Origin of the sequence: Burkholderia ubonensis subsp. mesacidophila (assembly GCF_002097715.1) — a bacterium.
GTDB lineage: Bacteria > Pseudomonadota > Gammaproteobacteria > Burkholderiales > Burkholderiaceae > Burkholderia > Burkholderia mesacidophila.
Genome location: NZ_CP020737.1, coordinates 1279584 through 1298018 on the forward strand (window position 1 = coordinate 1279584; position 18435 = coordinate 1298018).

At 69.0% G+C, this 18435-nt stretch carries 15 protein-coding genes; 6 read left to right on the forward strand and 9 right to left on the reverse strand.

Annotation, left to right across the window (positions count from 1 at the left end):
• Positions 1-405: 405 nt before the first annotated feature.
• The 3 genes from B7P44_RS06190 to B7P44_RS06200 form a co-directional block, all read right to left on the reverse strand.
• Positions 406-2364: a PhoX family protein gene (locus B7P44_RS06190; RefSeq protein WP_084901832.1), complete on the reverse strand. Its 1959-nt coding sequence runs from the start codon at positions 2362-2364 to the stop codon at positions 406-408.
• A gap of 160 nt (positions 2365-2524) precedes the next feature.
• Entirely contained in the window at positions 2525-3718 is a 1194-nt protein-coding gene (locus B7P44_RS06195) for an ammonium transporter (RefSeq protein ID WP_084901835.1), read from the reverse strand.
• A gap of 252 nt (positions 3719-3970) precedes the next feature.
• On the reverse strand, positions 3971-4306 hold the full coding sequence (locus B7P44_RS06200; protein WP_084901837.1) for a hypothetical protein: 336 nt from the start codon (positions 4304-4306) through the stop codon (positions 3971-3973).
• A gap of 186 nt (positions 4307-4492) precedes the next feature.
• On the opposite strand from B7P44_RS06200, the gene B7P44_RS06205 reads away from it, so the two are divergent.
• The 4 genes from B7P44_RS06205 (at position 4493) to B7P44_RS06220 (ending at position 8903) form a co-directional block, all read left to right on the forward strand.
• The gene (locus tag B7P44_RS06205) at positions 4493-4921 is read left to right on the forward strand and encodes a BCAL1086 family glycoprotein (RefSeq protein WP_407924006.1); all 429 of its coding nucleotides are present in this window, start codon (positions 4493-4495) and stop codon (positions 4919-4921) included.
• A 94-nt stretch (positions 4922-5015) separates the two neighbouring features.
• Positions 5016-5471: an Rrf2 family transcriptional regulator gene (locus B7P44_RS06210; RefSeq protein ID WP_084901839.1), complete on the forward strand. Its 456-nt coding sequence runs from the start codon at positions 5016-5018 to the stop codon at positions 5469-5471.
• Positions 5472-5611: 140 nt separating this feature from the next.
• Positions 5612-6253: an NAD(P)-dependent oxidoreductase gene (locus B7P44_RS06215; protein ID WP_084901842.1), complete on the forward strand. Its 642-nt coding sequence runs from the start codon at positions 5612-5614 to the stop codon at positions 6251-6253.
• Positions 6254-6566: 313 nt separating this feature from the next.
• On the forward strand, positions 6567-8903 hold the full coding sequence (locus B7P44_RS06220) for a mechanosensitive ion channel family protein (RefSeq protein ID WP_231716658.1): 2337 nt from the start codon (positions 6567-6569) through the stop codon (positions 8901-8903).
• An 85-nt stretch (positions 8904-8988) separates the two neighbouring features.
• Here B7P44_RS06220 and B7P44_RS06225 read toward each other — a convergent pair whose 3' ends face one another.
• Complete coding sequence (locus tag B7P44_RS06225; RefSeq protein WP_084906461.1) at positions 8989-9663, reverse strand: cysteine dioxygenase family protein; 675 nt, start codon at positions 9661-9663, stop codon at positions 8989-8991.
• 142 nt (positions 9664-9805) lie between these two features.
• Here B7P44_RS06225 and B7P44_RS06230 point away from each other — a divergent pair, with 142 nt between their 5' ends.
• Positions 9806-10273, forward strand: a complete 468-nt coding sequence (locus tag B7P44_RS06230; protein WP_084901844.1) for an Lrp/AsnC family transcriptional regulator — start codon at positions 9806-9808, stop codon at positions 10271-10273.
• 58 nt (positions 10274-10331) lie between these two features.
• Here the strand turns inward: B7P44_RS06230 and B7P44_RS06235 are convergent, their stop codons facing one another.
• The 3 genes from B7P44_RS06235 to B7P44_RS06245 are packed head-to-tail and all read right to left on the reverse strand — an operon-like array spanning position 10332 to position 13846.
• Positions 10332-11105, reverse strand: a complete 774-nt coding sequence (locus B7P44_RS06235) for an ABC transporter ATP-binding protein (protein ID WP_084901847.1) — start codon at positions 11103-11105, stop codon at positions 10332-10334.
• Between the two features lie 4 nt (positions 11106-11109).
• Entirely contained in the window at positions 11110-12789 is a 1680-nt protein-coding gene (locus B7P44_RS06240; RefSeq protein WP_084901849.1) for an ABC transporter permease, read from the reverse strand.
• Complete coding sequence (locus B7P44_RS06245) at positions 12779-13846, reverse strand: Fe(3+) ABC transporter substrate-binding protein (protein ID WP_084901852.1); 1068 nt, start codon at positions 13844-13846, stop codon at positions 12779-12781. Before B7P44_RS06245 ends, B7P44_RS06240 begins: the two co-directional genes overlap by 11 nt.
• A gap of 254 nt (positions 13847-14100) precedes the next feature.
• Between B7P44_RS06245 and B7P44_RS35905 the strand changes: the two genes are divergently transcribed.
• Complete coding sequence (locus tag B7P44_RS35905; protein ID WP_088511418.1) at positions 14101-14265, forward strand: hypothetical protein; 165 nt, start codon at positions 14101-14103, stop codon at positions 14263-14265.
• 114 nt (positions 14266-14379) lie between these two features.
• Here the strand turns inward: B7P44_RS35905 and B7P44_RS06250 are convergent, their stop codons facing one another.
• Both B7P44_RS06250 and B7P44_RS06255 read right to left on the reverse strand, forming a co-directional pair.
• Entirely contained in the window at positions 14380-15747 is a 1368-nt protein-coding gene (locus tag B7P44_RS06250; protein ID WP_084901855.1) for an amino acid permease, read from the reverse strand.
• A 241-nt stretch (positions 15748-15988) separates the two neighbouring features.
• Positions 15989-18280 carry an FUSC family protein gene (locus B7P44_RS06255; protein WP_084901857.1) on the reverse strand — a complete coding sequence of 764 codons (2292 nt, stop codon included), beginning with the start codon at positions 18278-18280 and terminating at the stop codon, positions 15989-15991.
• Positions 18281-18435: the final 155 nt, after the last annotated feature.

The window sequence follows — 18435 nt, forward strand, 5'->3', positions numbered from 1 at the left end:
TCATGAGACGGGATTTTACGGGTTCACCCTTGGTTTATTAGGAAAACTCCCGATCCTGCATTGCGGAAAACCGCGTCGTTGGGTGCAAATACCGCTTGACTTGTCCGGCGGAAACGGAAAGAATGTCTCACGTTTTCGAAACAACGTTTCGGAGTTTAACCGGCAACGTTGATTCGCGCAGTCTCTCAGGTTCTAGCACGGCCCTCGGAATGGCTAGAACTTTTTTAGCGCCACGGTCTCCGTGGCGCTTTTTTTTTGTCCGTTCGCTGCGCGCGTCGTTTGCGCACGCAAAAAAAAAGCGCGACGCCCGCAAGGGGCATCGCGCGTGAAGCGGCGTAGCGCCACGAATGAAACGTGATGAAGCAGGGGGCGGTTCCCGCCGGCGGCGGGAACCGGTGCAGGGCGTCAGGCCTTCGCGAGCTTGATGCTGGTCGGCTCGGCCGTCAGGTAGCCGACGCTCGCGCCGAAGCGGTCCTTGAAGTTCGCGCGCACCAGCGGATCGAGGGTCGGCTTGACCTTGTCGTGCAGCGGCGACTCCCAGTCGCCCGCGTGCTGGAAGTTGCTCATGATGTAGGTCCAGCCGTTGATCTCGTCGACCGCGTGCAGGCCCGTCGATTCGGCGCCGGCCGGGCAGGACAGCACGCGCGTGAGCGCTTTCGTGTCGACGTTGTACGCCCACAGGAAGTTGTTCACGTGCATGCCCGAGTCCTCGCCGATGAAGAGCGTGCGCAGCTTCTCCGAGAACTTCAGGTTGTCCGGGTTCGCGATCTTGTCCGGGTTCGCGAGGTTGCCGAGCGCGTCGGCAGCGGCGAGGTCCTCGCCGACCAGCGCGGCCGGCGCGCTCATGTCGACCGGCACCCAGTCGCTGTCGATCGCGGCGCCCGACGTGTCGCGCTGGCCGCCCTTCAGGTTCAGCGCGTAGACGGCGCCCGCGGCGATCTTCTTGTCGAGCGCGACGTCGCGCGACACCGCGTTGCCCTTGACCATCGACGTCTCGATCCGCGACATCGCCGTGTAGACGATCTTGTCCTTCGCGTTCACCGTCGTGCCTTCGAGCTTCGTGAACGCCATGCTGCCGCCGATCAGCGCCGCGTAGCGGTGCGTCTCGAGGAACGCGGCGGCCTTTTCCATGCCCGGCTTCACGCGAACCCAGTTGAATTTGCCGCTGAAATGGATCTTCGTGTAGCTCGCGTCGGCCGGATCGGTCGTCGCGACGTCCATGATGTCCGACCACTTCAGCGTGTTCGCGAGCGCCTCGATCTCGGCGCTCGTCGCGTGGCCGATCTTGAACCACGTGAGCGTCGCGGAACCGGCGCCCGCCGACGACGTTTGCGTCCACTTCGCGACGTACAGCGTGCCCGCCGACAGGTCGGCCGGCTTGTCCGCGACGAACATGAAGAGGCCGCCGTTGGTCGCGTCGTCGCCCATCATCACCGTGCGCTGGTCCGGCATCACTTGGATCAGCTCGTGCGAGATGCGGCCGAGGCAGTAGTGCTTCTTCGCGGTGCCGGTGCCGTCCGGGTTGACGGTGATCTCGGGCAGGTGGCCGTAGTGATACGGGTTGGCCCGGGTCTCGTCGCCGAACGTGTTGCGGCTGAACGCCTTGAACTGGGCGTCGGTCGCGGCCTTCGTCGCGTCCGGCTCGTATTCCTCGCTCGACAGGTGGGTGCCCCACGGCGACAGGCTCGCGCCGCAGGTGATCCACAGCCCGTGCGCCTTCGACGTGTCGACGTTGTGGTACTTGACGAGCTTGAGCGCGCCGCTCGCCGGATCCTGGTCGAGCGAGAGCACCGCGATCGGCGAAGGCAGCTGGCCGTATTGCGACACGCTCGCCTGGTCGCGTGTCGTGTATTCGAACTGCACGACCGCGAACACCGTGTTGCCCTTCACGCCCGCCACGCTGGCGTTCTTCAGCGTCAGCAGCGAACTGCCGTCCGGGCAGTCCGAATAGAACTGGCGCTCCTTGCCCGCGACCGAGCGGTCGATGATCGGCTGGTTGTTGATGTCGTAGTAGCCGCCTGCGAGGATCGTGCCGCCCTTGCCGTCCGGCACCAGGTCGCCCGTCACGAAGAACGGCCGGTACGCGAGCTTGAAGTTGCGCGACGTGCCGTCGGAGAAGGACACCGACAGCGTCGAGCCCACCGTCGTCGTCGCCATCGCCGCCGGGTTGTCGAGCGCGGGCGCGGCCATCGACGCGAAGGTTGCCGCGGCGAATGCCGCAGCGGTCGGCGTCGCGGCCGGATGGTCGTCGCCGCCGCAGCCCGTCAGCAGGGCGGGCAGCGCGAGTCCGGAAAGGGGCAGCATGGGCGCGCCGGCGAGAATCTTCAGGGCCTGACGACGGGAAGCATTGGGCAACGCGGGCATGTGGTGTCCAGTTTCGATTGTTGGAAGAGTTGTCGCCCCCGCACCGTTTGCAAACGGCAAGCGATGCGAAGGCAAATTGAAAACTGGACGGAAGTGTAGGGACGCTAGATGAAAGTTTTTTGAATTGAAGTTGTAGGGTGATCGAGCGTCCGTTCGAATCTCAATCGCGTTCGGGCGTCGCCGAGATGCGGTGGATCGACAGGTCCGCGCCGTCGAACTCGGCCTCGCGGTCGAGGCGCAGGCCGACGGTCGCCTTCAGCGCGCCGTAGACGAGCGTGCCGCCGGCGAGCGCGATAGCGATGCCGCCGAGCGTGCCGACGACCTGCGAGCCGAACGCGACGCCGCCGAGACCGCCCAGCGCGGGCAGCCCGAACACGCCGGCCGCGATGCCGCCGAGCGCGCCGCACATGCCGTGCAGCGGCCACACGCCGAGCACGTCGTCGATGCGCCATTTGTTCTGCACGCAGGTGAACATCGCGACGAACAGCGCGCCGGCCGCGGCGCCGGTCGCGAGCGCGCCGATCGGGTGCATCACGTCGGACCCCGCGCAGACCGCGACGAGCCCCGCGAGCGGGCCGTTGTACGTGAAGCCCGGATCGTTGCGGCCGGCGAGCCACGCGGCGAGCGTGCCGCCGACCATCGCCATCAGCGAGTTCAGCGCGACGAGGCCGCTCACCTTGTCGAGCGTCTGCGCGCTCATCACGTTGAAGCCGAACCACCCGACCGCGAGCACCCACGCGCCGAGCGCAAGGAACGGGATGTTCGACGGCGGGTGCGCGGCGATCCGGCCGTCGTTGCCGTAGCGGCCGTGGCGCGCGCCGAGCAGCAGCACGGCGGGCAGCGCGACCCAGCCGCCGAACGCGTGCACGACGACCGAGCCCGCGAAATCGTGGAACGGCGCGCCGAACGCGTGCGCGAGCCACGCCTGGATGCCGAAGCGTTCGTTCCACGCAATGCCTTCGAAGAACGGATAAATGAAGCCGACGATGATCAGCGTCGCGACGAGCTGCGGGTTGAATTTCGCGCGTTCGGCGATGCCGCCGGAGATGATCGCCGGAATCGCCGCGGCGAACGTCAGCAGGAAGAAGAAGCGCACGAGCGCATAGCCGCTGTGCTGCGACAGCGTGCCGATGTCGTCGAAGAACTCGACGCCGTACGCGATCGTGTAGCCGATGAAGAAATACGCGATGGTCGACACCGAGAAATCAACCAGGATCTTCACGAGTGCGTTGACCTGGTTCTTCTTGCGCACCGTGCCCAGTTCGAGGAACGCGAAGCCCGCGTGCATCGCGAGCACCATGACGGCGCCGATCAACAGGAACAGCGTGTCGACGCCGGATTTCAGACCATCCATTCCGAAGCTTCCTTGCTCAAAAAATGGGCGAGGAACGCAAAAATCGAGCCAACTTGGTGAATGATTGCGTGGAAATGGTGCGGCGCGCGCTGCCGCGTGGGGCGCGGGCGCGGTGCATGCGCACCGGGGCCCGGCGGTCGTTCGGGCCGGGCGGCGTCGGTCGCACGGGCGTGGTGCGGGACGTTCCGATCTGGTGCGGGCGGGGCGCGCGATGGTGCGCGATCATGTGGCATCGCGCACCGGCCTGGCGCGTCAGGAGCGCCGGATGAACAGGCGCGGGCGGCGCAGCCGCACGGCGCAGGCGGACCAGTAGGCGGCGACCGCCGCGAGCCCGAGCGCAGCGAACGCGATTGCCGCGAAGCCGGCCGGGGACGCGTCGGCGCTGTCGGCGACCAGCATTTCGCGCGCGACGATCAGCGCGGCCGTCCAGAAGCCGAAAATCGCCTGCGTGAGCAGGCGCGCGGATTCGATGCGGCGCGCGCGGCCGAGCTCCGGCGGATGGCGCGAGGGCGGCGCGCGCAGGCACAGGAACCAGGTGGCGGCCAGCAGGACGGCCAGGACGATGAGCCAGTTGACGAGAAAATCCATGGAATGCGGATCGCGGGCGATGCGGGTCGGGGGGCTTCACTTTAGGGCGATCGCCCGCGCGATTGAATCAGACGAGTCCGAAATTGAAAGCTGTTTTTAACCCGGAGTGAGCGAAATGCGGCGCACATCGGCGGTATCATCGACATCGTTTCAACCAGAAAGGGCCGCGCGGCGCGTGGCCGGAGAATGCAGATGAAGGTAAGTGAATGGCGAGTGAGCGGGCGTGGTCCCGTGCTGGCGGTCGCCGCCGCGTGCGCGGCGCTGCTGCTCGGCGGATGCGAGAAGTCCGGCGCGCCCGCGCAACCCGACACGGCCGCGAGCGCGGCCGCCGACGCCGCGAAGCAGGCGACGCAGGCTATCGACCAGGTGACGAGCGCGGTGAACCAGCAGCTCGGCGCGGCGAAGGCCGGCATCGCGTCCGCGGCGTCCGCCGTGCCGCCGCTCTCCGCGAGCGGCCTCGCGTCCGCCGCGCAGGCGCAGATCGACGCGGCGGCGTCCGCGGTCGTCGCGCACGCCGCGTCCGAAGCCGGCGCGAAGCTCGCGGAAGCCGGGCGCAAGCTCCAGCAATGGAGCCAGCAGGGTGCGTCCGCCACCAAGCCTGCCAGCGGCCAGTGACCGGCCGCTTGCATGATCCACAAAATGTAATTATCATGGTTACACATTGTCGCCGGCAGCCGGTTCGAACCGGCGCCGGTCGAGTGAGCAAGGAATGAATACCAGCAGCCGATTCGCGTTTGCCGTGCACGTGCTCGCCTTGCTGTCGATGCAGGAGGGCGTTCCGTTGTCGTCCGACATCATCGCCGGCAGCGTGAACACGAATCCGGCGCTGATTCGCCGGCTGCTGTCGATGCTCGCGGCGGTCGGGCTGACGACGTCCCAGCTCGGCGCGGGCGGCGGCGCGCTGCTCGCACGCGAGCCGGCCAGCATCACGCTGCTCGACGTGTACCGGGCGGTCGACGACGCGCAGCTGTTTGCGCTGCACCGCGAGGCGCCGAACCCGGCGTGTCTCGTCGGGCGGCACATCCAGGGCGTGCTGACGGACTACATCGGCGACGCGCAGCGTGCGATGGAAGCGTCCCTCGCCACCCGCACGCTGGCCGACGTGACGGCCGACGTGCTGAATTCCGAGCAGCTTCTGCTGCATCGGGCCGGCGCCGGCGGATGAGCTGACGCGGATGAGCGAATGACAGAGCGGTGAGCCGGCTGCGCGACGCGCGGCCGGCACAACGGGGTGGATCACCCCATTTTTTTCGGCCTTATATGTAATTAAATAAGTTACATATTTTTTCTTTCTGGAGAATCGACATGACGCAACGTACCTTGAACATCGCCCTGTTCGGCGCAACCGGCACGATCGGCTCGCGCATCGCCGCGGAAGCCGCGCGGCGCGGCCATCGTGTGACGGCGCTGTCGCGCACGCCGGGCGCGGGCGGCGACGGCATCACCGCGAAGGCCGCCGACCTGTTCGACCCGGCGAGCATCGCGGCCGCGCTGCCGGGCCACGACGTCGTCGCGAGCGCATACGGCCCGAAGCAGGACGATCCGGCGAAGGTCGTCGCGGCGACCCACGCGCTCGTCGCCGGCGTGCGCGCGGCTGGCCTGAAGCGGCTCGTCGTGGTCGGCGGCGCGGGTTCGCTCGAAGTCGCGCCGGGCAAGCAGCTCGTCGATGCCGAAGGCTTCCCGGACGCGTACAAGGCGGTCGCGCTTGCGCACCGCGATGCGCTCGCGTACCTGCGCAGCGCCGGCGATCTCGACTGGACGTTCTTCGCGCCGGCCGCGCTGATCGCGCCGGGCGAGCGCACGGGCACGTTCCGCACCGGCGCCGGCAAGCTGATCGTCGACGCGAACGGCGACAGCAAGATTTCGGCCGAGGACTACGCGATCGCGTTCGTCGATGCGCTCGAGCAGGGCAGCTTCGTGCGCGAGATCGCGACCGTCGCGTACTGAGCGGCGGCCGGCGGCGCGAGACCGCTCCCGGGCTGCCCGCCCAGCTGCCCGCCCCGCCATTTCGGCGGGGCCGCTGCCGGTTGACGCTACACTAGGCGATCCGTGCTTCCCCAGACAGGATCGCAATTTGCTTTCGTTCTCCTTGCAATTTCTGGGCTGGGCAGTGACGGCCTGTTGTGTCGTTTTGCTGTCCAGCCTTGTCGCAGTGCGCCGGCCAGTCCGGCCCCGTATTGCGGCCCGTCTCACGCCGTGTGCCGCCGCGCTCGGGCTCGTGTTCGGGGTCGGGTTCGCGCAGCCCGCGCCGGCGGCGACCGTGCCCGTGCCCGGACTCGCGACGTTCCAGAAGCTGATCGCGCCCGCGGTCGCGGAGGCGCCCGCGTCGGCGGCCTCGGGCGCGGCCGCGTCGGGCGCCGCGGCGGCCTCTGCGCCGTCGCCGGCGAGCGCCGCCGAGATCGCCCAGTCGTTCAATGCCGTGATCCGCATGCTCGACAACGATCGGCAGCGGACCGCGCTCGTGTCGCAGCTCAAGGCGTTGCGCGACGTCGCGCAGTCCGCGCAGGCGGCATCCGCCGCATCGGCCCCGTCGGCGGCGAACGCCGGCCTGTGGGGCGCGATCGCATCCGGGATGGCGTCTGTCGAATCGAGCATGAAGCAGGGCGATTCGCCGCTGCACTACTGGGCGGGGCGCTTCACCGCGGCCGGCAACGAGCTCTATACGATCGTGAGCGGCCACGGCCCCGAATCGTTCGGCATGACCCTGCTCGACTGCGTGCTGCTGCTGGTCGGCTGGGGCGCGTGCGCGGTCGCGCTGATCGCCGTGCAGCAGCGGCTCGCTGCGCGCCTGGGCGCCGCCGCCAGGCTGAATCCGAACCCGAGCGCGCACGAGATGCTGATGTTCGCGCTGCGCCGGGTCGGCCCGTGGATCATCGCGTTCGTGCTCGTGCTGTCGATCGCGCGCAACCTGCCGGAATCGCTCGGCCGCACCGTCGCGCTCGTGATCGCGTATGCGATCGTGGCGGGCTCGGTGTTCGCGGCGCTGTGCCTGATCATGTTCGCGCTGTTCAGCGCCGGGCACCGCCGCGCGGCGGGGCGCGTGCTGATCGAGCGATCGTGGCGCCTGCTGCGCGTGATCGGCGCGTTCGGCGCGCTCGGCGACGCGGCGCTCAACTACGACGTCGCCCATCTGCTCGGCACCAATCTCGCGGGCCTGATCGCGACGGTTGCGAACATGATCGCGGCCACGCTGTGCGCGTATTTCGCGCTCGCGTTCCGGCGCCCGGTCGCGCACCTGATCCGCAACCGCAGCTATGCGCTGCGCACGGGGCATCGCGCGACGACCGAGATGGCCGAATTCGCCGCTTGGATCTGGCCGGTGCCGGTGTTGCTGCTGGCGTTCGCCGCGGTGTTCGGCACGCTTGCCGGCAGCCGTTCGTCGTCGAACCTGCTGCAGACGTCGATCGTCACCGCGCTGCTGCTGGTGCTCGCGTTCTTCCTGTCGGCGGTCGTGCTGCGCGTCACGCGTCCGAACCCCGCGCACCGCCGCGTGCGGCGCAACCAGTCCGCGTACGTCGCGCGGCTCGTGCGCTTCGCCGGCTCGCTGATGACGCTGTTCATCTGGCTCGGCTACGTCGAGCTGACGTCGCGGCTGTGGGGCATCTCGATCGCGCGCATCGTCGAGCACAGCGTCGCGGCGCGCGGCATCGCGCAGGCGATGAGCGCGATCGTCGTCACGTGGTTCGTGTCGTGGCTCACGTGGATCATCGTCGATACGGCGATCCTCGAGGCGCTCAATTCGGCGGCCGCGCGCCGCGGCCGCAATCCGAGCGTGCGCGCGCGCACGATGCTGCCGCTCGTGCGCAACGTCGTGTTCGTCACGATCCTCACGATCGCCGCGGTCGTCACCGCGGCGAGCCTCGGCATCAACGTCACGCCGCTGCTCGCCGGCGCCGGCGTGATCGGCCTCGCGGTCGGCTTCGGCGCGCAGTCGCTCGTGTCCGACCTGATCACCGGGCTCTTCATCATCGTCGAGGACACGATCTCGGTCGGCGACTGGATCGACGTCGACGGCGGCCACGCGGGCACCGTCGAGCACCTGTCGATCCGCACCGTGCGGCTGCGCGACGGGCAGGGCGCGCTGCACGCGATTCCGTTCTCGCAGATCAAGATCGTCAAGAACCTGTCGCGCGACTTCGGCTGCGCGGTGTTCGAGGTGCGCGCGCCGCTGTCCGCCGACGTCGACGAGATCACGCATCTGATCCGCGACGCGGGCGGCGACCTGTGGAGCGACGTCACGGTGCGGCGCCTGATGCTCGGCGGCGTCGAGGTGTGGGGGCTCGACCGCTTCGAGCCGAACTGGCTGATCTTCAAGGGGCAGATCCGCACGCAGCCACTGCAGCAGTCGACCGTGATGCGCGCGTTCAACGCGCGCGTGAAGGCGCGGATGGAGGCGGCAGGCATCGCGATTCCGGTGCCGCAGATGCAGGTGGTGTCGCCGCCACGCGGCGCGGCGGAAGAGGGGGCGGCCGAAGGGCCGGTCGTGGGCGCCGGCGAGGCGGGGGCGGCCAATGAAGCGTTGGCGTCGACGCACGGCGCGTCTGCGTCGGCAGCAGCGGCAGCAGCGCAGGCCGCGCGCAACAGCGGCGGCGCGTGAGCCGCCGCGATTGACGGATGACGATCGCGACGCGCTGACCAGGGTTCGCGTCCATGCGCGCCGCGCACGGCGCGCGGTCGATCATTCACGCATGAAGCGGCGTTGCGACGCGCACGAGATCGTTCACGTGCGTCGCGATCTGTTCGCCCGGCACGCCGTACACGTGCAGCGACACGGCCGGCGCATCACCGGCCGCGCCGGCGTGGCCGAGCTGGTGGATGCCGTGCGCGCCGGCGCGCACGAACGACACCGCACCCGCTTCGCGCGCGTGGCGGCGCGCGTCGGTCGCGAGACCCGTGGCCTCATCCCAGTCGTACAGCGTTTCGGTCAGCGTGCCGTCGAGCACCGTATAGCCGCACCACGTGCGGTGGCCATGCACGGGACTCATCTGGCCGGGTCGCCAGACCAGCGAGACGATCGCGTAGCGGCCGGACGGATCGGCCGCGAGCAGATGGCGGCAGTATTTCTGCGGATCGCATGCGCGCTCCGCGCCGGTCAGCCACGGTGCGGCTGCCCCGGCTTCGGCGAGTGCCGCGCGCACGCTGCGCGCGAAATTGGCGTGCCGCGCCGGATCGGTGGACGCGCCCGCGGCAGCGGCGGCCAGTGCCGCGTCGAATGCGGCGTCGATCTGCCGGCACAGGCGCGCGAGTGCCGGGCGCAGCGGGTTCGCGCAGACGGACGCATCAGCGGGCGCGCCCTGCGTGACGCCCGGGGCGGCGCGATGACGCGCGCCGGCGGAAAGAACGGCTGACGGTGACATGGCGTTCTCGTTGTCGATCGCGTGGCGGAGCCACGCTCGCATGTCGGTATTTATACCGGTCGACGCAGGGAAACGGTTTTCATATTGTTCCCCCGAACGAAGTATGCATAGAATAAATTTCTATTCACGAAGGAACGGGGAAATGGATGCCATCGATCGCAAGCTGCTGGAGTTATTGCAGACGGATGCCACGCTGCCGATCGCGGAGCTTGCGCAACGCGTGAACCTGTCGCAGACGCCGTGCTGGAAGCGCGTTCAGCGGCTCAAGGAAACCGGCGCGATCCGCGCGCAGGTCGCGCTGTGCGATCCGCGCAAGCTGGGGGTCGGCACGACGGTGTTCGTCGCGGTGCGCACGAACCAGCACACCGAGGAATGGGCGCAGCGCTTCACGCAGGCGGTGCGCGACATGCCGGAAGTCGTCGAGGTCTACCGGATGAGCGGCGAGACCGATTACCTGCTGCGTGTGGTGGTGGCCGGCATCGACGACTACGACCGCGTCTACAAGCAGCTGATCCGCGCGGTGCCGCTGTTCGACGTCAGCTCGTCGTTCGCGATGGAGCAGATCAAGTATTCGACCGCGCTGCCGGTGCGTGCCGGCGACGGCGCCTAGCCGCTTGCGCTGACGGGCGCGCGGCCCGTTGCTTCGGCGCGAGCGTCCGAGCGGGGCGTCAGCAGCCGCGCGCGAGCGCGCGCCGGCGCTCGTCGGCGAGCGCGTCGTCGCGCACGAACGATGCGACGAACGCGTCGGCCGGCTGGTGACGCAGCGCATACGGCGTGTCCCACTGCGCGAGGCGGCCCTCGTGCATCACGCCGATCCGGTCGCCGAGCGCGACGGCTTCCGCCTGGTTGTGCGTGACGACGATCGCCGTGTGGCCGGTTTCCTTCAGGATGTCGCGCACCTCGAACGCCAGCCGTTCGCGGGTATCCACGTCGAGATTCGAGAACGGCTCGTCGAGCAGCAGCAGTTCCGGCGACGGCGCGAGCGCGCGGGCGAGCGCGACGCGCTGCTGCTGGCCGCCGGACAGCTCGTGCGGATACGCGCCGGCGGCGTCGGCGAGGCCGACGAGTTCGAGCATTTCCGCGACGCGCGCGCGCCGCGCAGCCTTCGCCTGTTTCCGCAGGCCGAACCCGACGTTGTCCGCGGCGTTCAGGTGCGGGAACAGCGCGTAATCCTGGAACATCATGCCGATGCGCCGCCGCTCGGGCGGCACGTCGAGCGTCGGCGTCGCGACCGGCGCGCCGTCCAGCAGGATGCGGCCCGCGCGCACCGGCTCGAAGCCGGCGATCGCGCGCAGCACGGTCGTCTTGCCGCAGCCGGACGCGCCGAGCAGGCAGCCGATGTCGCCGCGGGCCAGCGCGAGGCTCAGCCCGTCGACCACGGTGCGGCGGCCGTGCGGCGTGTCGTAGGCGAGGGTGAGGGCGTCGAGTTCAAGCAGGGTCACGGTGTCAGGATCCGATCGGGTGGCGGGTACGGGCGAGCAGGATCACGGGCACCAGCCCCGCGAGCACGATCGCGAGCGCGGCGACCGCGCCTTCCTCGTAGGTGCCGCGCGCAGCCTCCGCATACAGCCAGGTTGCGAGCGTGTCGAAGTTGAGCGGGCGCAGCAGCAGCGTCGCGGGCAGTTCCTTCATCGCGTCGACGAACACCAGCAGCGCGCTCGTCGTCAGCGCGGGCCGCAGGAGCGGCAGGTGCACGCGCCGCAGCGTGCCACCCGCGGTTTCGCCGAGCGAGCGCGCCGCCTGTTCGAGCGACGGCGGGATGCGCGCGAGGCCGGCTTCGATGCTGCCGGCCGAGATCGCGAGGAAGCGCACGGTATACGCGATCACGAGCGCGGCCGCGGACCCCATCAGGATCAGCCCGTCGCGGCCGAACGCCGCGCCGATCGCGCGATCGGCGGCCGCGAGCGGCAGCAGCAGGCCGATCGCGAGCACCGTGCCCGGCACCGCGTAGCCGAGGCTCGCGATCCGCGCGCCCACGCGCGCCGGGCCCGCGCCCGCGCTGTCGCGCTGCGCGCGCGCGGCCCACGCGACGATCAGCCCGCAGGCGAGCGTCGCCGCGGTCGCGGTGCCCGCGATCGTCAGCGTGTTGGCGAGCCCCGTCAGCAGCTGCGCGGACACGCCGCCGACGAGATGCAGCCGCTTGCCCGTTTCGACCGCGAGATACGCGGCCGGCGCGCCGAAGCCGAGCAGCACCGGCAGCCAGCCGAGCGTGGCGGCGCCCCACGCGGCCGGGCCGCAGAGGCGGCGCGGCGCGAGCGGGCGCATGCGGCGGCCGTGCGCATAGCGCTGGCGGCGGCGCCCGTAGCGCTCGAGCACGATCATGCCGACGACGATCGCGAGCATCGCGAGCGCGATCTGCGCGGCGCCGGCGAGATCGGAGCGCGTGATCCAGGTGGTGTAGACGGACACGGTCAGCGTCTGCACGCCGAGAAATTCCGATGCGCCGATGTCGTTCAGCGTCTCGAGCAGCGCGAGGCTCACGCCGACCGCGATCGCCGGCCGCGCGAGCGGCACGACGACCCGCCAGAACGTCGCGATGCGTCCCGCGCCGAGCGTGCGCGCGGCTTCGAGCAGGCTCGCCGACTGCGTGACGAACATCGCGCGGGTGCTCAGGTACACGTACGGGTACAGCACGAAGCCGAGCACGAAGATCGCGCCGGGCAGCGAGCGCAGGTCGGGCAGGCGGAACTGGCGCGGGCTGTCGTAGCCGAGCAGCCAGCGGATCGCGCCCTGCACGGGGCCGATAGGGTGCAGCAGGTCGAGATACGCGAACGCGACGATGTAGGTCGGCACCGCGAGCGGCAGCAGCAGCGCCCAGGTCAGCGCGCGGCGCCCCGGGAAGTCGTACGCGGTGACAAGCCACGCGCAGCCGGTGCCGACCAGCGTGACGATCGCGCCGACGCCCGCGAGCAGCAGCAGCGTGTTCGCGAGCGCCTGCGGCAGCACGAATTCGGCGAGATGCCGCCAGTGCGCGAGGTCGGCATCGAACGCGGCGGCGACGAGCGTGGCGAGCGGCGCCGCGACCGCCGCGGCGATCGCGAGCGCCGCGGCGAGCCACAGGCCGCCCTTCAGGCGCGGCGAGCGCCGCAAGCGGCGCGCGGGCGCGGACGAGGCGTCAGTTGTCAAAGCCGACCTTGTCGACGAGCTGGCTCGCCTGCTTGCGGTACTTCGCGATTTCCGCGAGCGGCAGCGGATCGACCTTCAGCGTGCCGAAGCTCGCGACGACCGGATCGAGCTTCACGTTCGCGCGCACCGGATACTCGTAGTTCGCCTGCGCGTACAGCGTCTGCGCGTCGGGCGACACGAGGTATTCGAGCAGCCTGACCGCGTTGGCCTTGTGCGGCGCGTGCTTCGCGACCGCCGCGCCGCTGATGTTGACATGCGTGCCGCCGCTCTTCTCGTTCGCGAAGGTCGGCCGCACGACCTTGATCGCGTCGCCCCACTTGCGTGCGTCGCTGCCGGGCTCCGAGTGCTTCATGTGGCCGACGTAGTACGCGTTCGCGAGGCCGACGTCGCAGATGCCGCCGAGGATGTCGCGCGCGACGTCGCGGTCGCCGCCCGTCGCCTTGCGCGCGAGGTTCGCCTTCACGCCGCGCAGCCATTTCTCGGTCGCGGCCTCGCCGTCGTGCGCGATCATCGCGGCGACGAGCGCCGTGTTGTACGGATGCTGGCCCGAGCGGATGCACACCTTGCCTTTCCACTTCGGATCGGCGAGATCCTCGTAGCGGAACGCATCGACCTTCAGGTCCTTCTCGACGTACAGCACGCGGTCGCGCAGCGACAGCGCGTACCAGTCGCCCTGCGCGCCGCGCAGGTTCGCGGGAATCGCGTCGTCGAGCGCCTTCGAGCGGATGGGCTGCGTGAGCCCGCCGTCGACGAGGTCGAGCAGGTTGCCGATGTCGACCGTCATCAGTACGTCGGCCGGCGACTGGCCGCCTTCCGCCTTCACGCGCTCGAGCAGGCCGTCCTTCACGAACACCGTGTTGACCTTGATGCCGCTCTGCTTCGTGAACGCGTCGATCAGCGGCTGGATCAGCTTCGGCTCGCGGGTGGTGTACAGGCTGACTTCCTCGGCGGCGTGGGCGAGCGGCGCGAACGTGGCGGCGGCGAAGGCGAAGGCGAAGGCGAAGGCGAAGGCGAAGGCGCCGGCGAGCGGAAGCAGGCGGGTGCGCGAGTGCGACATGGGAGCTCCGTGAGGCAGGCGGACGAAGAGGGCGCTCCGGGCAGCGCCTGCCGTTCGATCGACCCGGAACATTACAGAATGAAAGATTCTGAATTCTAGATCGAAATGGAAACGATTATCAAATGAAAGCTTGGGGTGGGCGCGGGGAAGGACAGGCGGAGGGGCGGGCGGGGTGGGTGGGGAAATGCGCGGCGGCGCGCGCGCAAGCGCGTAGAATGCCCGCTTCGATGAATTTGACGGAGCCGGGCCGAATCATGAACGATCAGCGCAAGAAGAATCCTGTACGCAATGTGAGCATCCTGATCGTCGTGGCCGTGCTGCTCGTGATCGGCACGATCCTTTACAACGCGATCTCGGAGAAGCGCGCGTACGACGAGGCGCACCCGGCCGTGGCGTCGAGCGCGTCGGCCGCGCACTGACGCGGCGTGACGCGGGCGGCAGGGCGCCGCGAGAGGAGGGCCGGCACGCGGCCGGCGATGAAGCGGCGCGGGCGCCCGCCGGAGCAGAGCGCCGCGCGCGTGCGCAACCGTGCGTCAACGTGACGCAGGGGCGAATTTCGGCCGGATCCGCACGAAGAAGACCGCTGCGAGCAGCACGAGCCAGGCGGCGCCGACGACCAGCGCGATGCGGGTGTCCTCGAACCAGCCGAGCATCGCGATCACGAAGCCCATGAACGCGATCGTCAGCGCCGGCGCGACCGGCCACAGCGGCACCTTGAACTTCAGCGCCGCGACTTCCGCGGCCGACAGGCGCCGCCGCATCGCGACCTGCGACAGCAGGATCATCAGCCATACCCAGACCGTCGCGAACGTCGCGATGGCCGCGACCATCAGGAACACGTCCTTCGGCATCAGGTAGTTGAGCAGCACGCCGACGAACAGTGCGCCGGCCATCACGAGCACCGTGACCCACGGCACCCCGTGCCGCGACGTCTTCGTCAGCACGCGCGGCGCCTGGCCTTGCCGCGCCATCCCGAACATCATGCGGCCCGCGCCGAAGATGTCGCTGTTGATCGCCGAGATCGCCGCGCTGATCACGACGAGGTTGAGGATCGTCGCCGCCGATTTCACGCCGAGCGCGGAGAAGATCTGCACGAACGGGCTGCCGTCGTTGCCGACGGTCGTCCAGGGGCTGATCGACATCAGCACGACCATCGTCAGCACGTAGAACAGCAGGATCCGCGCCGGCACCGCGTTGATCGCGCGCGGGATCACGCGCTCCGGGTCCTTCGCCTCGCCGGCGCTCATCCCGATCACCTCGATGCCGCCATACGCGAAGATCACGACCGACAGCGACGCGACGAGCCCCCCGATGCCGTTCGGCAGGAAGCCGCCGTGATTCCACAGGTTCGCGAACGACGGCGCATCGGCCGCGTGGCCGATGCGCATGCCGGTCGCGAGGATCGCGACGCCGCCGCCGATCATCGCGACGATCGCGCCGACCTTGATGATCGACAGCCAGAACTCGAGCTCGCCGAACACCTTCACGTGGCACAGGTTGAGCCCGCAGATGATCGTCACGACCGCGAGCACCCAGATCCACTGCGGCACGCCCGGAAACCAGAAGCCCATGTAGATGCCGAACGCGGTGATGTCCGCGATCGCGACGATCACCATCTCGAGCGTGTAGGTCCAGCCGGTGACGAAGCCCGCGAACGGGCCGAGGTTCTCGGTCGCGTAGTGACCGAACGAGCCGGCGACCGGTTCGCGCACGGCCATCTCGCCGAGCGCGCGCATCACCATGTAGACGGCCGCGCCGCCGAGGATGTACGCCAGGATCACCGCCGGGCCCGCAAGCTGGATCGCGGACGCCGAGCCGTAGAAGAGGCCGGTGCCGATCGCCGAGCCCAGCGCGAGAAAGCGGATGTGCCGCGCGCTCAGGTGGCGCTGCAAGTTCTTCATCGAGTCTCCGATATTGTTTATGCGACGAACCGGGCGAGCGGGCCGGTCCGGTCGTCTCAAGTTGTCTATACAACTTAATTGTGAACGAATGATAACAAGCGGGGCCGGGTAGCTGGAATCGGGTATTCCCTGACTGGCGCGCTGGACGGAATGGCGCGCGGCGTGCGCGCGAGGCGGGCAGGTCATGCGTGGGGCTTCGCTTTATCCGGAAACGCCGCGGGCCGGCCCGCGGCGGCAAACGTCATGCGGGCAGGCGGATGACGCTCGCATCCTTGCGGATCAGCAGCGACGACGCGAGCATCTGCTTGCACTGGTGCGCGAGCACCTTCAGGTCGTGCGTGAGTTCCGCGCCGACCGCGTCGGACTGCTCGGCGGCGACCACCATCGCGTCGAGCTCGCGCGTGATCTGCTTCGTGGCTTCGAGCTGGTGTGCGGGCGGCGGTTCGCCGGCCTCGGCCTTTTCGAGGTTCTCGAGGATCGCGGTGAGCCCGCGTTCGAGCGTGTCGCCATGGCTTGCGCCCGGCTCGGCCGCGCACGCGGTGCGGATCAGCGGCGCGGCGGCCGTGATCTGCGCGCCGAGCACGTGCGTCTGCACGAGCAGGTCGTTCAGCTCCGGCACGAAGCGCTGGTGCGCCTTCGGCTCGATCATCATCCGCTGGAACGCCTGGCCGAGGTTCGCGAACGCGATGTGCACGTTCTTGCGGGCAAGGCGGTACGGGTAATCGTCGTCGAGGCCCGCGGCCGGCGCCTCGACCACCGCGGCGACGACCGGCACGACGGCCGCGCCGTCGGCGGTCGGCACCGCCGGCGCGGACGTGCCGCGCCCGGCGTGCCATGCGGCCTGGAAGTACTTGCGGGTGGCCGTCAGCATGTCGGCGACCTGCTTGCCCATCAGCCGGTATTCCCAATACGGGAACAGCCGGCTCGCGGCGATCGCGATCATGCAGCCGACCACGGTGTCGATCGCGCGCTCGCCGATGATCGCCATGTTGCCCGGCGCGAGCAGGTGGAACATCAGCAGCACGTAGGCCGACGTGAACACGACGCTCGCCGCGTAGTTGAACAGCAGCAGGCTGTAGCTCATCACCATCGAGCCGAACATGATCGCGATCAGCAGGTGCGCATCCTTGACCGTGTAGATCAGCGCAACGCTCGCCGCGCAGCCGATCAGCGTGCCGACGATACGCGCCGTGTTGCGCTGCTTGGTCAGCGAATAGCCGGGCTTCAGGATGATGATGGTGGTCATCACGATCCAGTACGCGTTGGTGAGCGGCAGGAGCCGCCCGAGCCAGAAGCCGACCGCGACCGCGATCGTCACGCGCAGCGCATGGCGGAAGCTCGGCGAGCGCATGTTCAGGTTCGAGAGGATCAGCAGCGGCGACACGCTGCGGCGCTGCAGGAAGCGCGTGAGCGCCTTGTCGATCCGCAGTTCGGTCTGCTGCGGATCGGCGCGGCCGGACAGGTTGCGGCGCATCCGGTCGATCAGGCGCGTCGCGCTCCAGATGCGCCGGAACGTCGCGAGCACCGCCGCGTACGCTTCGGCGTTGGTGGTCGGGAAGTTCTTCTTGCGCATCAGCTCGATCTCGTACTCGATCGCGCGCAGTTCGGCCTTCACGCTGATCCGCGAATGCGGCGCGCGGTTCTCGAGCACGGCGAGGCCGATCTGCTCGAGGTCGATGGCCGCCTTGCGGATCAGGTCGCGGTAGAAGATGATCAGGTCCGAGCCGCCGAACGTGTTGCGCACGAGCGGGTAGTCGGTGTGCGCGCCGACGAACAGCTCGTGCAGGTCGACGCTGTTGATGAACAGGTTGTACATCGCCACGCGGCCCGGGTCGAGCTTGCCGCGCCGCAGCTTCGGCAGGTTGCGCAGCACGATGTCGCGCGCGGTTTCCTGCGTCTCGACCGCGGTGATCTGCTTCGCGACCAGGTTGCGATAGCACTCGTCGAGATCGGCGTCGAGGTCGTAGAATGCCGCGCGCGCGAGCAGGTAGTCGGCGCACGCGAACAGGCTCTCGGCGAGCGCCTGCTGCTCGATCCGGCGCGCCTGCCAGCTCGACACGACAGTGGCCCAGTACGTGTACCAGAGGCCGCCCGCGAGAATCCAGCCTGCGTTGATGAACGCCTGCAGCGGCGTGAGCTTCTCCTCGAGCGTCATCACCATCATGAACAGCGTCGCGAAGCTGATCTGCGGCCAGCGGTTGCCGTACACGACGATCAGCGACAGCGCGAACGTGAGCGGCACGATCGTCAGCCACAGCGCGAAGATGTTGGGCGTCGCGAGGCCCGTCGCGAGCGCGGCGAGAAAGCCGATCACGCTGCACGCGAGCATTTCGTTGTGCTTGTACTTGAGCGGGCCCGGCATGTCGACGACGCAGGCGCCGAGCGCGCCGGTCGAGATCGTGAAGCCGATCTCGCGGTTGTTGAACACGATCAGGCACAGCACGGCCGGCAGCGACACGCCGATCGCGATCCGCAGACCACCGAAAAAATACTGGCTGTAAAGAAACTTTCTGATTTCGACGGAATAGCGCATCGATGGGCGGAATGGCTGACGACGAGACGACGCCCGGGCGGCATCGAGACTGGCGACGAGTCTATCGTATTTCGCGGGGCCCAAGCCCCTGGCCGTTCGACAGATACGCTTCGCGGCGCCCCTTTGCTATCCTTGGTGCTTCCGTTCGCCCGGCC

Excerpts from the sequence above, each read along its gene's own strand:
- B7P44_RS06190 (WP_084901832.1), bottom strand. The coding sequence starts at position 2,364 with ATGCCCGCGTTGCCCAATGCTTCCCGTCGTCAGGCCCTGAAGATTCTC.
- B7P44_RS06195 (WP_084901835.1), bottom strand. The coding sequence starts at position 3,718 with ATGGATGGTCTGAAATCCGGCGTCGACACGCTGTTCCTGTTGATCGGC.
- B7P44_RS06200 (WP_084901837.1), bottom strand. The coding sequence starts at position 4,306 with ATGGATTTTCTCGTCAACTGGCTCATCGTCCTGGCCGTCCTGCTGGCC.
- B7P44_RS06205 (WP_407924006.1), top strand. The coding sequence starts at position 4,493 with ATGCAGATGAAGGTAAGTGAATGGCGAGTGAGCGGGCGTGGTCCCGTG.
- B7P44_RS06210 (WP_084901839.1), top strand. The coding sequence starts at position 5,016 with ATGAATACCAGCAGCCGATTCGCGTTTGCCGTGCACGTGCTCGCCTTG.
- B7P44_RS06215 (WP_084901842.1), top strand. The coding sequence starts at position 5,612 with ATGACGCAACGTACCTTGAACATCGCCCTGTTCGGCGCAACCGGCACG.
- B7P44_RS06225 (WP_084906461.1), bottom strand. The coding sequence starts at position 9,663 with ATGTCACCGTCAGCCGTTCTTTCCGCCGGCGCGCGTCATCGCGCCGCC.
- B7P44_RS06230 (WP_084901844.1), top strand. The coding sequence starts at position 9,806 with ATGGATGCCATCGATCGCAAGCTGCTGGAGTTATTGCAGACGGATGCC.
- B7P44_RS06245 (WP_084901852.1), bottom strand. The coding sequence starts at position 13,846 with ATGTCGCACTCGCGCACCCGCCTGCTTCCGCTCGCCGGCGCCTTCGCC.
- B7P44_RS35905 (WP_088511418.1), top strand. The coding sequence starts at position 14,101 with ATGAACGATCAGCGCAAGAAGAATCCTGTACGCAATGTGAGCATCCTG.
- B7P44_RS06250 (WP_084901855.1), bottom strand. The coding sequence starts at position 15,747 with ATGAAGAACTTGCAGCGCCACCTGAGCGCGCGGCACATCCGCTTTCTC.
- B7P44_RS06255 (WP_084901857.1), bottom strand. The coding sequence starts at position 18,280 with ATGCGCTATTCCGTCGAAATCAGAAAGTTTCTTTACAGCCAGTATTTT.